Annotated in this window: 11 protein-coding genes; 8 read left to right on the forward strand and 3 right to left on the reverse strand. The window is 68.5% G+C overall.

Annotated features, from left to right (window positions below):
• Positions 1 to 11: 11 nt before the first annotated feature.
• The 3 genes from AB0H43_RS32375 to AB0H43_RS32385 all read left to right on the forward strand — a co-directional run bounded on the left by AB0H43_RS32375 (position 12) and on the right by AB0H43_RS32385 (position 6,920).
• Complete coding sequence (locus AB0H43_RS32375) at positions 12 to 1,559, forward strand: alpha-N-arabinofuranosidase (protein WP_360005627.1); 1,548 nt, start codon at positions 12 to 14, stop codon at positions 1,557 to 1,559.
• A 32-nt stretch (positions 1,560 to 1,591) separates the two neighbouring features.
• Positions 1,592 to 5,497, forward strand: a complete 3,906-nt coding sequence (locus AB0H43_RS32380; protein ID WP_360005629.1) for an alpha-L-arabinofuranosidase C-terminal domain-containing protein — start codon at positions 1,592 to 1,594, stop codon at positions 5,495 to 5,497.
• A gap of 136 nt (positions 5,498 to 5,633) precedes the next feature.
• Positions 5,634 to 6,920, forward strand: a complete 1,287-nt coding sequence (locus tag AB0H43_RS32385; RefSeq protein ID WP_360005631.1) for a DUF1343 domain-containing protein — start codon at positions 5,634 to 5,636, stop codon at positions 6,918 to 6,920.
• Between the two features lie 33 nt (positions 6,921 to 6,953).
• Here the strand turns inward: AB0H43_RS32385 and AB0H43_RS32390 are convergent, their stop codons facing one another.
• Positions 6,954 to 7,973, reverse strand: coding sequence for an NADPH:quinone reductase (locus tag AB0H43_RS32390; RefSeq protein WP_360005632.1), 1,020 nt, complete (start codon positions 7,971 to 7,973; stop codon positions 6,954 to 6,956).
• Between the two features lie 99 nt (positions 7,974 to 8,072).
• Between AB0H43_RS32390 and AB0H43_RS32395 the strand changes: the two genes are divergently transcribed.
• The 4 genes from AB0H43_RS32395 to AB0H43_RS32410 all read left to right on the forward strand — a co-directional run bounded on the left by AB0H43_RS32395 (position 8,073) and on the right by AB0H43_RS32410 (position 10,600).
• Positions 8,073 to 8,429 carry a helix-turn-helix domain-containing protein gene (locus AB0H43_RS32395; RefSeq protein ID WP_360005634.1) on the forward strand — a complete coding sequence of 119 codons (357 nt, stop codon included), beginning with the start codon at positions 8,073 to 8,075 and terminating at the stop codon, positions 8,427 to 8,429.
• Positions 8,430 to 8,514: 85 nt separating this feature from the next.
• Positions 8,515 to 8,928 (forward strand): PPOX class F420-dependent oxidoreductase, encoded by a 414-nt coding sequence (locus AB0H43_RS32400; protein ID WP_360005636.1) that lies wholly within the window; start codon positions 8,515 to 8,517, stop codon positions 8,926 to 8,928.
• A 420-nt stretch (positions 8,929 to 9,348) separates the two neighbouring features.
• Positions 9,349 to 9,837: an HAD domain-containing protein gene (locus tag AB0H43_RS32405; protein WP_360005687.1), complete on the forward strand. Its 489-nt coding sequence runs from the start codon at positions 9,349 to 9,351 to the stop codon at positions 9,835 to 9,837.
• A 19-nt stretch (positions 9,838 to 9,856) separates the two neighbouring features.
• On the forward strand, positions 9,857 to 10,600 hold the full coding sequence (locus tag AB0H43_RS32410) for a hypothetical protein (protein WP_360005638.1): 744 nt from the start codon (positions 9,857 to 9,859) through the stop codon (positions 10,598 to 10,600).
• 60 nt (positions 10,601 to 10,660) lie between these two features.
• Here AB0H43_RS32410 and AB0H43_RS32415 read toward each other — a convergent pair whose 3' ends face one another.
• Positions 10,661 to 11,860 carry a sigma-70 family RNA polymerase sigma factor gene (locus AB0H43_RS32415; RefSeq protein ID WP_360005640.1) on the reverse strand — a complete coding sequence of 400 codons (1,200 nt, stop codon included), beginning with the start codon at positions 11,858 to 11,860 and terminating at the stop codon, positions 10,661 to 10,663.
• Positions 11,850 to 12,191, reverse strand: a complete 342-nt coding sequence (locus tag AB0H43_RS32420; protein WP_360005642.1) for a YciI family protein — start codon at positions 12,189 to 12,191, stop codon at positions 11,850 to 11,852. The genes AB0H43_RS32415 and AB0H43_RS32420 overlap by 11 nt, the downstream gene beginning before the upstream one ends.
• Before the next feature lie 202 nt (positions 12,192 to 12,393).
• Here AB0H43_RS32420 and AB0H43_RS32425 point away from each other — a divergent pair, with 202 nt between their 5' ends.
• Complete coding sequence (locus tag AB0H43_RS32425; protein ID WP_360005644.1) at positions 12,394 to 12,843, forward strand: SRPBCC domain-containing protein; 450 nt, start codon at positions 12,394 to 12,396, stop codon at positions 12,841 to 12,843.
• Positions 12,844 to 12,865: the final 22 nt, after the last annotated feature.

The following is a 12,865-nucleotide window of genomic DNA, read 5'->3' on the forward strand; positions in this document are numbered from 1 at the left end:
GAGCTGAACTGATGACCACCCGCAATCAGATGGGAAGTACCGCCGTGCTCACCTGCACCGTCACCCTCGATCCCGCCTTCGGCATCGCACCGGTCGACCCGCGCCTGTTCGGCTCGTTCGTCGAGCACATGGGCCGCTGCGTCTACGGCGGCGTGTTCGAACCCGGCCACGCCGAGGCGGACACCGACGGGCTGCGGGCCGACGTCCTCAAGCTCGTCCGCGAACTGGGCATCACGGTCGCGCGCTATCCCGGCGGCAACTTCGTCTCCGGCTATCGCTGGGAGGACGGCGTCGGCCCGGTCGCCGACCGGCCGCGCCGGTTGGACTTGGCGTGGCGGTCGGTCGAGACGAACGCGTTCGGGCTCAACGAGTTCATGACGTGGACGCAGCGGGCGGCCGTCGAGCCGATGATGGCGGTGAACCTGGGCACCCGGGGCATCCAGGAAGCCTGCGACCTGCTCGAGTACGCCAACCACCCGGGCGGCACCTACTGGTCGGATCTGCGGCGCAGGCACGGCGTCGCCGACCCCTACGGCATCGAACTCTGGTGCCTGGGCAACGAGATGGACGGCCCGTGGCAGGTGGGCCACAAGAGCGCGGACGCGTACGGGGCGCTGGCCGCCGAGACCGCCAAAGCCATGCGGCAGGTCGATCCCAGTGTCAAACTGGTCGCCTGTGGCAGCTCGAACGACCGGATGCCGACCTTCGGCGCCTGGGAGGCGACCGTCCTCGACCACACCTTCGATCACGTCGACTACATCTCGCTGCACGCGTACTTCGAGAAGCATGGGGACGACCGGGCCTCGTTCCTCGCCTCCGGGCTGGCGATGGACCGGTTCATCGACGGCGTGGTGGCCACCGCCGATCACGTCGCAGCCAAGAAGCGCTCTCGCAAGAAGCTGCAGCTGTCGTTCGACGAGTGGAACATCTGGTACGAGAGCCGGTTCGCCGGCTACACCAACCTCGAGTGGGCCGAAGCCCCGCGGCTGATCGAGGACGAGTACACCGTCGAGGACGCCGTCGTGGTCGGCTCGCTGCTGATGAGCCTGCTCCGGCACGCCGACCGGGTCGGGGTCGCCTGCCTCGCCCAGCTGGTCAACATCATCGCCCCGATCCGCGCCGAGTCTGACCGTCCCGCGTGGCGGCAGACGATCTTCCACCCGTTCGCGCTGACCGCCCGCCACGCCCGGGGCACCGTCCTGCGGGCCGAACCCCGTACCTCCACCTACGACACCGCGCGCCACGGCGACGTCCCGGTCGCCGACGTCGTCGCCACCCACGATCCCGAGACCGGCCAGGTCACCGTGCTGGCCCTCAATCGCAGCGAAAGCGAACCGGTGAACCTCACCGCCCAGCTCCGGGCGCTTCCAGGGCTGCGGGTCGTCGAGCACGTCGTGCTCGGTGGCGACTCCGCCGAGCTGCTCCACACCAACAACGCCGAGGACCCCGACCGGGTCCAGCCGCGTACGAGCACCGACCACACCCTGACCGACGGTGAGCTCACCGCCGCGCTCCCACCGGTGTCCTGGACCATGCTGCGCCTCGCACCCACCGCCTGACCGTCAGGCGTACCCCCAGCGAAGGAGTCGCAATGAACCGTCCCCTTCTGCGCATCCTCTCCGTCATCGGCCTCGTCGCCGCGGTCGCGGTCGTTCCCCAGCCCGCGGCCGCCGTCGGCGCCAACGTCATCTCCGTCGACGCGAGCGCTCCCGTCGGCGTCGTCCAGCCCGGCGTCACCGGGCAGATGATGGAATGGGCGTCCGACGACATGAACGGCGCCTGGGCCGAGCGCGTCACCGATCGCTCGTTCGAGCGGGATCAGGTGACCGCCGAGCGATCCACCCTCTACGACGGCTTCGGCGGCTCTGCTTTGGACAGATCGAAGTGGACGCCGATGAGTCTCGACACCGCACCGGCCGGCACCGTCAGCGTGTCCGGCGGCTCCGTCGCGGTCACCGCCGCGACCGGCGGCCGGTTCGGCATCATGAGCAACCCGATCCCGGAGAACCGGTACGCCACCTGGAGCGTCGAGACGAAGATCGTCTCCTTCACGGGGACCAACGCCATCCTCGACATCTACGGCGGAGCCGGAGCCGGCGACTTCACCCACTTCGCCGAGTTCGCCATCGAAGGCGGCGTCCTCAAGGTCTTCGCCGACGGCCAGCCCACATGGACCGGGGGAGCGGCCGCCACGCCCGCCACCCTGCGGGTCGACGTCTCCGGGCTCGGCGGCAGCGCGCGTACGCTCAGCTTCTATTACAACGGCACGCTCGTGCGGACGATGACCGGCTTCACGGGGATGCCCGGCGGCTATCGGGCCTTCCTTTACGGCTGGTCCGGGACGGTCACCGCCGACTACCTCACGATGACGCCGGACGGCACCTACGACGGGTTCGACGGCAGCAGCCTCTCGCCGCGCTGGACCCCTACCCGGCTCGAAGGCGCGACCAACGGATCGGTGGCGGTCGGCGGCGGCGCGCTGACCATCACCGGTGGCGCGACCTCCCGGTACGGCGTCCTGTCGGACTACATCCGCAACAGCTCGACCGACTGGACCACGATCGACGCCCGGCTCACCGGCGTCACGGGCACCAACGGCCTGCTCAACATCTACGGCGGCGCGGGGGCGAACGACTTCACGAAGTTCATGGAGTTCGGGATCGACGGCGGCGTCGCCAAGGTCTTCACCAGCGACGGCACCGGCAACTTCACCGGCTCCGCCGTCAGCCTTCCCGCCACCTTGTCCGTCCAGGTCAGCCCGTACTGGTCCAACGGGCGGCTGTTCCGCTTCTACGTCAACGGCACCCGGGTCCACGAGCTGTGGACGCGGTTCGACGTGCCCGCGCCCGACTTCCGGCTGTTCCTCTACGGCTGGGGCACCTCCACCACCACGTGGGACTCGATCGGCGTACGCCAGGTGCACATGAACGACCGCTGGGACAACCACTTCGAGGGCGGACCTGGGATCAGCGGGGCGTGGACGAACTCCACCCTGGCCGGCGGCTGGGGCACCTCCAGCATGTCCAACAGCCAGATGGTGATCAACGGCGCGGCCAACAGCCGGTACGGCATCATGTCGCAGCCGGTCTCCGAAGGCGACGTCTACGACTACACCGTCGAGGCCAAGCTGGACTCGATCAGCGGCACCAACGGATTGCTCAACATCTACGGCGGCAGCGGCCGCGGCGACTTCACCAAGTACGTCGAGTTCGGGGTCGAAGCGGGCACGCTGCGGGTCTTCGGCGACGGCGTCACTCCGTGGACCGGACCGGCCGTCAGCCTCCCGGTCGTGCTGCGGATCGAGGTCGGCAAGTGGACCGGCGGCTCGCGTACGGTGGACTTCTTGGCCAACGGCCGCCTCGCGTACAGCATCACGACGACGGCGGTGCCGAACGGTGACTACTCGGCCTTCCTCTACGGCTGGGGCACCTCGGTCACCAAGTGGGACTACCTGACCTGGTGGCGTACCGACGGCTGGACCGAGGACGGGTACGCCGACCAGGCCGTCTACAGCCAGGACCGGGCCGGCTTCAACGGCACGTACGCCCAGCGCATCGACGTCACGCAGCACACCACCGGCCGAAAGGGCATCAGCCAGGGCGCCATCGCCGTGACCGGCGGTCGTGCGTACCAGATCAGTGCTTATCTGAAGCAGACGGCCTTGAGCAGTCCGGTGACCGTGACCCTGGGGCCGGATGTGGGGGACAGCGCGGGTTACCCCGCGTACGCGACCACGACGTTCTCTTCCGTGACCGGCACGTGGACGAAGTTCACCGCGACCGTGACCCCCACAACCACCGACCCGTACGCGAAGCTGTTCCTCGGCACGGCCGGGACGGGCACACTGTGGATAGACATGGTGAGTGTCATGCCGTTGAACGCGGCGGAGGTGACGCTCGGCGGCTGGCGCAAGGACTTCGTCGACGCCTTGACCGCGCTGAAGCCCGGCGCGATCCGCTGGCCCGGCGGCATCATCGCCGACAGCTACACCTTCACCGACGGCATCGGGCCCCGTGACAGCCGCCCGCCGATGCATTACAACCAATGGGATGCGCTGTGGCTGACCAACGATGTCGGCACGGACGAGATCCTGGCGTTGGGCGAGGCGCTCGGCATCCCGGTGTATCTCAACGTGAACTGGGGCCGAGGCACTCCAACGCTGGCGGCCAATTGGGTCGAGTACGCCAACGGCAGCACGGCAACGACCTATGGCGCACAGCGGGCCGCCAACGGCCGCAGCACCCCCTGGAACGTACGCACCTGGGAGATCGGCAACGAGGTGTGGGGTTCCTGGACGCCGGGCTGGACCACCGCCACGAACTACGCGGCCAGTTACAACACCTACCGCGACGCGATGGCGGCCAAGGACTCCACGATCGCGTTCATCGCCGAAGGCGGCGACGGCACCAACAACGATCAGACCTGGAACACGACGGTGCTGGGCGCCTCCGGCAGCCGGATGGACCACCTGTCGGTGCACTACTACAGCCCGCAGCCGTTGCCGGCGAACTACGACAACCTCACCGTCTACCAAGCCTCGGTCGGCGCACCGGCGGTCATCGGCGACCGCATGGCCACCGCGACCGACACCCTGCTCGCCAGCGGCGGCGGGCGCGACATCAAACTCGCCGTCACCGAACACAACGCGATGTACTTCAATGAAGAGCACCGCCGCACCCGGACGCTCGAAGGCGCGCTGCAGGAAGCCGGGCTGCTCAACCTGTTCATGCGACGCTCCGACGCCAACGAACTCAACGGCGCGTCGGCTCTCGTCAACTTCTGGGACGGCTCCGCGATTCGCCTGGCCAACCGCGGCACCTTCGTCACGCCGGGTTACCTGGCGCAGCAGCTTGCCGCCACGCAACACGGGCCGCTCCTGCTCAGCACCACTCTCACCGGCCCGACCTACAACGCCCCGGCGCTCGGCAACCTGCCCGCGCGCAGCGGCATCCCGATGCTCGACATCACCACGACCCGCTCGGCCGACGGCACCAAGCTCTACCTCTCGGTGATCAACCGCGATCCCTCGGCCGCGCAGACCTCGACCGTCAACCTCACCGGCGCGGGCACGATCAGCTCCACCGCGAGCGTCGCCACCGTGAACTCGGCCGGCTACCTCGATCAGAACACTTGGCAGAACCCGACCCAGATCCAGACCACCACCAGCACCCTCACCGGCGTCGGGTCCACTTTCGACTACACGTTCCCGGCCCACTCCTACACCGTCATCACCGTCACCACCGGCGCCGCGGCCGTCACCGGCCCGTCGATCATCGGCCGCGTCACGACCACCGGCGGCGCGCCGATCTCCGGAGCCACGGTCGACGCGGGCGGCGGGCTCACCGCCACGACGAACGCCGCGGGCTACTACCGCATCACGGCGCCCGTGGGCACCTACACGCTCACCGCGTCCAAGGCAGGTTTCACCACGAAGGTACGCACAGCGGTGGAAGCGTCGTCCGTCGGTGCGTCGCCGCTCCCGATCCGGCTGAGCTGACACCATGGCGACCGCCGCGTTGGTCTTCGCGGCGGTCGCCGTCCCTGGTGGACAGCGTTATGAAGATTAGCTTCTTGACCGGATGGCTATGTGTAGGTAACTTTCGCACAACCACAGCCGACCGGTTGGAGGAATCTTGCAGCGCAGAACTCTTCTCGCCACCGGTGCCGCAGGCGCCTTGGGCGCCGCGATGACATCGGCCGCACCAGCCGCCGCCGCGCCCCCCGCCCGCCGCGTCGACACTGGACTCGACCGTCTCGTCGCCGACGACTTCGCGACCCTTGCCGGGCGTCGGGTAGGCGTCCTGTCCAACCCGACCGGCGTCGACTCCGACTACCGCCATCTCGTCGACCTCATCCACGAATCCGGCCGAGTGAGCCACCTGGCCGCCTTCGGTCCCGAGCACGGCTTCCGCGGCTCGGCTCAGGCGGGCGGCAGCGAAGGCACCGGCATCGACGCGCGCACCGGCATCACCGTGTACGACGCCTACGGCGCCTCGCAAGCCAAATGGCAGCAGATGCTGACGGCAGCCGACGTGGACACCCTCGTCTTCGACATCCAGGACGTCGGCGTCCGCTTTTACACCTACATCTGGACCATGTACACCTCGATGGTCGCGGCGGCCCGGCTGGGCCTTCGCTACGTCGTCCTCGACCGCCCCAACCCGATCGGCGGCAAGGCGTACGGCCCGCTGATGACCGCGCCGTACACCTCGGGCGTCGGGCTGAAGGAGATCGTGCAGCAGCACGGCATGACCGTCGGCGAACTGGCGCGCTACTTCAACTCCGTTTTCCTCCCCGCCGAAGCGGGCCGCGCGGTCGACCTCGAAGTGGTGGCCCTACGCCACTGGAAACGCACGATGTTCGCCGCCGACCTCGACCTCCCCTGGGTGATGCCGAGCCCCAACATGCCCACCCCCGACACCGCCCTGGTGTACCCGGGCACCGGGCTGTTCGAAGGCGTCTCCTCCATCAGCGAGGGACGCGGAACGACGCGCCCGTTCGAACTCATCGGCGGCCTCGCGACCGACTTCGACTACCACTGGTCCGACCGGCTCAACGCCCGCGAACTGCCCGGAGTGCGATTCCGGGAGGCGTACTTCGTCCCGACCGTCGCCGGCCAGCACCCGCCGATGCTCAACCAGCTCTGCGCCGGCGTCGAGGTGAAAGTCGTCGATCGGGCGGCGTACGACCCGATCCGGACCGCCGTGGCGATGCTCGTGGAGGCGCGCAAGTATCCCGCGTTCGCCTGGCGCTACGACTCGTACGACCCCGTGCGCCCCTACTGGGTCGACAAACTCACCGGCTCGACGCGGCTGCGTACGATGATCGACGCGGGCGCGGACGTGGACGATGTGGTCGGAGCCTGGTCGGACGAGCTGACGGCGTTCGAGCAGCAGCGCCGGCCGTTCCTGCTCTACTGAGGGTTCCGGCCGGCGAGCCGGCGTGAGCGCCGGTCACGGCGTGACGTCCACCAGCACCTTGCCGACCGTGCCGCTCTCCACGGCCCGGTGAGCGTCGGCGGTACGCCGCAGCGGGAAGCGGACCAGCGGCAGGCCGTGCTCCACGCCGACCGGCAGCGCGCCGTCCTTGACCGCTGCGGCGACGTCCTCGACGGCGCTGGCGCGCGCCTGCGGGCCCGCGGTGTAGAGCACCAGGAATTGCAGGCGCGTGTTCAGCACCATGTTCTGCCCCACGTTCAGCTCGACCGCTCGCCCACCCAGATTGGCATAGGTCGCGATGGTGCCGCGGTTACGCAGGACGGCTAGGTCGAGGGGCAGGTTCGCACCGAGCGCCACCTCGGCGACGATGTCGACGCCGTCCGGGGCGATCGCCCGGATGGCGGCGGCCGGGTCGTCCTCGCGATAATTGATCACGTGGTGGGCTCCGGCGGCGGTGGCCAGCTGCGCCTTTTCCGGGCCGCTGACCGTGCTGATCACGGTGGCGCCGGCCCATCGGGCGAGCTGGATGACGGCATGGCCGACCGCACCGGCCCCACCGGCGGCGAGCACCACCGTGCCGTCGAGTGCGCCGGGGTGCAGGCGGCGTGGCCCGTCCTCGGCGACCGTCAGCGCGCGGTGTGCGGTGAGCGCGGGTACGCCGAGCGACGCGCCGAGCTGGAAGCCCACCTCGTCGGGTAGCCGCACGGCCTGGTCGGCGGGCAAGACGGTGAACTCGGCGGCGGTGCCGGTGGGCCGCCCGGCGGCGGCCATGAACAGCCACACACGCTGCCCGACCCGGCCCGCGTCGACACCCTCACCGACGGCGTCGATCACACCGGCGCCGTCGAGGTGCGGGGTGATCTCTGCGAATGCCTTGCGGTGGGCGATACCGGACCGGGCCTGCGAGTCGGTCGGGTTGACCCCGGACACGGCGACCCGGACCCGAACCTCGCCGGGTCCAGGCGTGGGCTGGTCACGATCGACGAGCTGCAGGACGTCGGGGTCGCCGTTGTCGCGGTAGATGATCGCTTTCATGATCCCGTCCAAGGTTCGATCTGCATCGTACGGTTCGATTCAGATCGAACGGTACGATGCGAGTCGAACATTGCGCAAGAGCTGACTACGCTTCGACTTGTGACCGAGGTGACCGAACCCGCCATCGAGACCGTGACGATCGACGTCGTCCTCAGCGCGCTCGCCGATCCGGTCCGGCTCACCTTCGTGCGGGCGCTCGACGCCGCCGGGGACTGGACCTGCGGCAGCGACGTCCTCAGAAACACCGGCGTCACGATCGGAAAGTCCACCCTGTCGCACCACATCAAGGTGCTGCGCGATGCCGGGCTGATCCGCACGCGCGTTGACGGCATCCGCCGGCTGGTCACACTGCGGTACGCCGAGGTGGAACAACGCTTTCCCGGACTGCTGGCGATGCTCCGTGAACAAAGACCTGACCGTGCCGCCGCAAAGAAGCGGCCGCTCAGCAGCGCCTGAGCGTCTCCGGCGGCGTCACCTGCGCAACAAGGATGAGGCTCCCGGCCATAATGCGGCGTGCCCGAAGCAGGCTACGCTGGGCCGCGTGACGATCAAGCTGAGCGATGAGGCGCGACGGCTGTTCAACCAGCCGGTCTTCGCGATCCTGAGTACCGTCGGGCCGAACGGCGCGCCACAGTCCAGCGTGATCTGGGTCCGTACAGACGGCGACGACGTGCTGTTCTCGACGATCCGCGGCCGGCTGAAGGCGCGCAACATGGAACGGAATCCGCGGATCAGCCTGTGCGCGTACGACCCGGAGGATCCGTACTTCTACGTCGAGATCCGGGGCACGGTGTCGATGGTCGAAGAGGGCGGAGTCGAGTTGATCGACGAGCTGTCCCGGGGATACGACGGCGTGCCGTGGAAGGTACGCCCGGACGAGACGCGTCTCGTGTGCCGGGTGACGCCGACGAAGGTCATCGAGCATCAGACGTCCCAGAGCAAGAAGACGCATTAGCGCGTCGCGCCTGCCGTCCCGGCACGGGCCGCATACATGTCGTACGCCGGTCTGATGATGGTGCGGTTCCGTGTCGGACTGGCCGGGAGGGGAGCGGGCACGGCCGTGGATGAGCGTAGTCGCGGACTTCTCGATGCCGCTGTAGGCGAGCAGCTTGTGGCTCATGGCCGTGTTCTGGTGCCGTGGCGAGCGTATCCGGAGATCGGTCGATACAGCATCGGCTGGCGCATGGGCGGCGGCGAGTGGCACCTGATGGTGTGGTGGCACTGGTGGGAGTCCGCCGCGATGGACGAGGCTGCGAGGATCGCGTTCTTCCGGGGCGACGAACCGCCGCATGAGTGGCTGGACTGGGCAGCAGGGCAGATCTGGCCGGATGAGGACTTCGGACCCGCGGGTGTACGCCGCCTGGCGGAGCATGGCATTGGTGCACGTCCGCTGCTGTTCCTGGACGTCGACGGAACCCTGCTGCCGTTCGCCGGGGCCGGGCGGCAGCGGGACGACGAGCCCAACCCGCTGCTCGCTGGTCTCGACCCCGAGCACGGTAGGCGCCTGGCTGCGTTGCCGTGCGATCTTGTCTGGGCCACAACCTGGATGGCTGAAGCGAATGAGGTGCTGACATCCCGGCTCGGCCTGCCGCAGCTGCCCGTCGTCGACTGGCCCGACGAAGACGAAGACCACGGCCGGCTGCACTGGAAGACCCGCTACCTCGTCGAGTGGGCGATGGGGCGACCGTTCGTCTGGGTCGACGACGAGATCACCGACGCCGATCGAACGTGGATCCTGGCGAACCACTCGTCGTCCGCGCTCGCGCATCGCGTTGATCCACGCTACGGGCTGACCGACGCCGACTACGACGTCATCGAACAGTGGCTGATGACGAGCCAGACATCGCCCATCAGCCGACGCTGATCCACACCGGAGAAGCCACATGGGCGCATCGAGTTGGCTGGCCTCCAGTCCCATCAACGTGGAAGTGCGCGTGCACGTTCTTGACGATCTGGAAGGTTTGTCGCCGCGGGCGCAAGCGTTCCTGGACCGTGTCGGCTGGCGTACCCCGGTCGGCAACGTGCGGTTGCCGACGGACTATTTGCGTCTGCCGGATCGATCAGGGCGATGGGTCCTCGCCCCAACGGAATTGATTGTGCGCCGGGAAGGCTTCGCAGATCGGTTCGGCGGTCTGCGGTACGCCGTGCGACGAAGTGCCGTGCTCAACGGACAGCGTGTGGAGACGGTTCGCCACTGGGAATTCGACCTGAGCGAGTGGGTTCGCTGCGAGCCCGACGGCTGGTCGTTCGGGTGGACCGGGGAAAGGGTGTCTTCTCCCGCCCGGTATCTGGTCCATACCGATCGCCGGTTCGGCGTGACTCTCGGCGGTTCGTTCCTCGAAGTCAGCCCGTCGATCTATCACTTGGTCGAGGCGCATGCGTTGATGGACGAATTGGCCGACTGGTATCCGGTTGCCGAGTCCGCGTTGGAACCATGGGCAGCCGGGCGGCACGCTGACCTCAGTACCGATCAGGCTTTCGCATTGGAGCCGGTCCCGGAGGCCTCCGGACCATGTGACCGCTGGCTGCGCTCAGAAACCGTTACCGTTCGAATGTTCGACCGCTGGGCCGACGCGCAACCTCGCCCGACCGGGGTCATGGCATGGACCCGCTACCCGTCGGGTTGAACCGGGCAGCCTTCGATGCCGTTCGGCGAGATCGGTCCGCACGGCGCCGCATGTCGCTCGTCAGAGATTCGGCGAGGAGCGTCTGGTCAGCTCGGCTAGCCGGTCTTGGAGGAACCGTTGTTCGGGCTCGGTCTGGGCGAGTTGGAGTGCCCGCTGGTAGGCGTGGTGGGCCTCGTCGAGCCGGCCGGATCGGCGGAGCAGGTCGGCTCGGGTGGAGTGGAAGTATCGGTAGTGCTCCAGGTCGAGGCGGTCAAGGATGGCCAGTCCGGCTTCGGGCCCGCTGATCTGGGCCACGGCGATGGCCCGGTTCAGCTCGACGATGGGGGAGCGGGTCTGCCGGGCGAGCCGTTCGTACAGTGTGGCGATCTGTGGCCAGTCGCGGGGCTGGTGGAGGTGCAGGTCCGCGATGGCGGCCTGGATCAGGTAGGGCCCGGTGCGACGTCGTGCCACGGCCCGTTGCAGCAGCGCTCGGCCCTCGTCGATCTGCTGCTTGTTCCACAGGGCACGGTCCTGCTTGTCGAGGGGAACGACCTGCCCCGCGTCGAGCCGGGCCGCTCGGCGCGCGTCGTGCAGCAGCATCAGTGCCAGGAGCGCGAGCGCTTCGCCCTCGTCCGGCATCAGATCGGTGAGCGCCCGGCCGAGGCGGATCGCCTCGGCGGCGAGGTCGACCCGGCCGCCGCCCCAGCCCTCGTTGAAAATCAGGTAGACCACGGCGAGTACGGCTGCCAGCCGATCGGGCAGCTGATGGTCGGGCGGTACGGCGAACGGTATGCCTGCGTCGCGGATCTTGTTCTTGGCTCTGGTCAGCCGCTTGCTCATCGTGTCGAACGGGACGAGGAACGCCAGCGCGATCTCGTCGGTCGACAGACCGCCAAGGGTGCGTAGGGTCAGCGCCACCTGCGCGTCGAGGGCGAGCGCCGGGTGACAGCAGGTGAAGATCAGCTCCAGTCGTTCGTCCGGAACAGCGACGCTGTCGTCGTCCATGAGGGTCTCCGGCCCGGCCTCGAGGTCGCGGGCGAGCAGCTTCGTCTTCTCCGTCAGGACTTTCTGCCGGCGGAGGTGGTCGACGGCGCGGTTGCGTGCGGTCGCGATCAACCAGCCGGTGGGGTTGGCCGGTTCCCCGTCGCGCGGCCAGCGTTCAGCGGCGATGGCGAAGGCCTCGGCGGCTACGTCCTCCGCCAGTTCGATGTCGCCGAAGATCCGGATCAGTGTCGCCAGTACGCGGCCCCAATGGTCGCGGAAGACGGCGTCAAGCGCCACCGAACCGCCCCTGGATGATGGGCCGTAGCTCGATCGCACCAGCGGTCCTGGTGGCCTGGAACTCGTGGGCGATGGCGAGCGCCGCGTCGAGATTCTCGGCCTCGATGACGATCAGGCCGGCCAGGAACTCCTTGCTATCGATGAAGGGTCCGTCCGTGAGCAGGGTCTCCCCATCGCTCTTGCGCAGCGTCGTCGCCGACCCCGCGGCGTGCAGACGAGCCCAGCCGACGACGTATGGCTGGTCGAGGGCGGCGGCGACCTGGCCTGGAACGGGGCGCGTCGCCCGGTCCAGATCCTCCTCGGCGTCGAAGATCAACAGTGCGTACTGCATCGGTCCTCCAGTCACGGGTGGTGCCGCTTCGAATATCAGACGAGCGGCGTGCCCGCAGACGGACACCATCGCCGAGAAATCTTTGCCGCTGGTGGTGTCCGTCCAGCGTCCGGCTGTTCGTCAATGCTCCAGATCCGCCCGCCGAGGCGGCCAGCCACAGCCGGCCGACGTCCTCGTCGCCGCCTGACCGAAGGATTCACCCATGCCCGACATCCTGCACCGCATCAGCATCGACGCACCGCAGCAGCGAGTGCACGACCTCATCGCCAGCACCGACGGCATCGCCCGCTGGTGGACCGGACGCCCACTCGGCGGCGAACACACCGTCGGCTCGCGCTTTAGCGTCTACTTCCAGGAGACCGACCGGCCCGCCGCGGTCATGGAGGTCACGACCGACACGGTGGACCAGGTGGTATGGCAGGTCACCGGCGGCCCCGACGCCTGGATCGGCACCCGGATCACGTTCGCCTTGTACGCGACCTCCCGCGGCGGCACCACCCTGCTCTTCACGCATGCCGACTGGCGGGAACCCAGCGAATTCATGAGCGGTTGCAGCACCAACTGGGCTGCGTACCTCATCAGCCTCAAAACCGGCTCCGAGAGCGGTGCGTTCGGGGCATACCCGGCTGGTGAGATCAGCCGGTGGGAGTGAACGCCGTCCACGGAAGCGTCGC

It is taken from the genome of Hamadaea sp. NPDC050747 (assembly GCF_040654195.1).
GTDB lineage: Bacteria > Actinomycetota > Actinomycetes > Mycobacteriales > Micromonosporaceae > Hamadaea.

Coding starts and splice junctions, on each gene's coding strand:
- AB0H43_RS32380 (WP_360005629.1), top strand. CDS start 1,592: ATGAACCGTCCCCTTCTGCGCATCCTCTCCGTCATCGGCCTCGTCGCC.
- AB0H43_RS32410 (WP_360005638.1), top strand. CDS start 9,857: ATGGGCGCATCGAGTTGGCTGGCCTCCAGTCCCATCAACGTGGAAGTG.
- AB0H43_RS32425 (WP_360005644.1), top strand. CDS start 12,394: ATGCCCGACATCCTGCACCGCATCAGCATCGACGCACCGCAGCAGCGA.
- AB0H43_RS32420 (WP_360005642.1), bottom strand. CDS start 12,191: ATGCAGTACGCACTGTTGATCTTCGACGCCGAGGAGGATCTGGACCGG.
- AB0H43_RS32375 (WP_360005627.1), top strand. CDS start 12: ATGACCACCCGCAATCAGATGGGAAGTACCGCCGTGCTCACCTGCACC.
- AB0H43_RS32390 (WP_360005632.1), bottom strand. CDS start 7,973: ATGAAAGCGATCATCTACCGCGACAACGGCGACCCCGACGTCCTGCAG.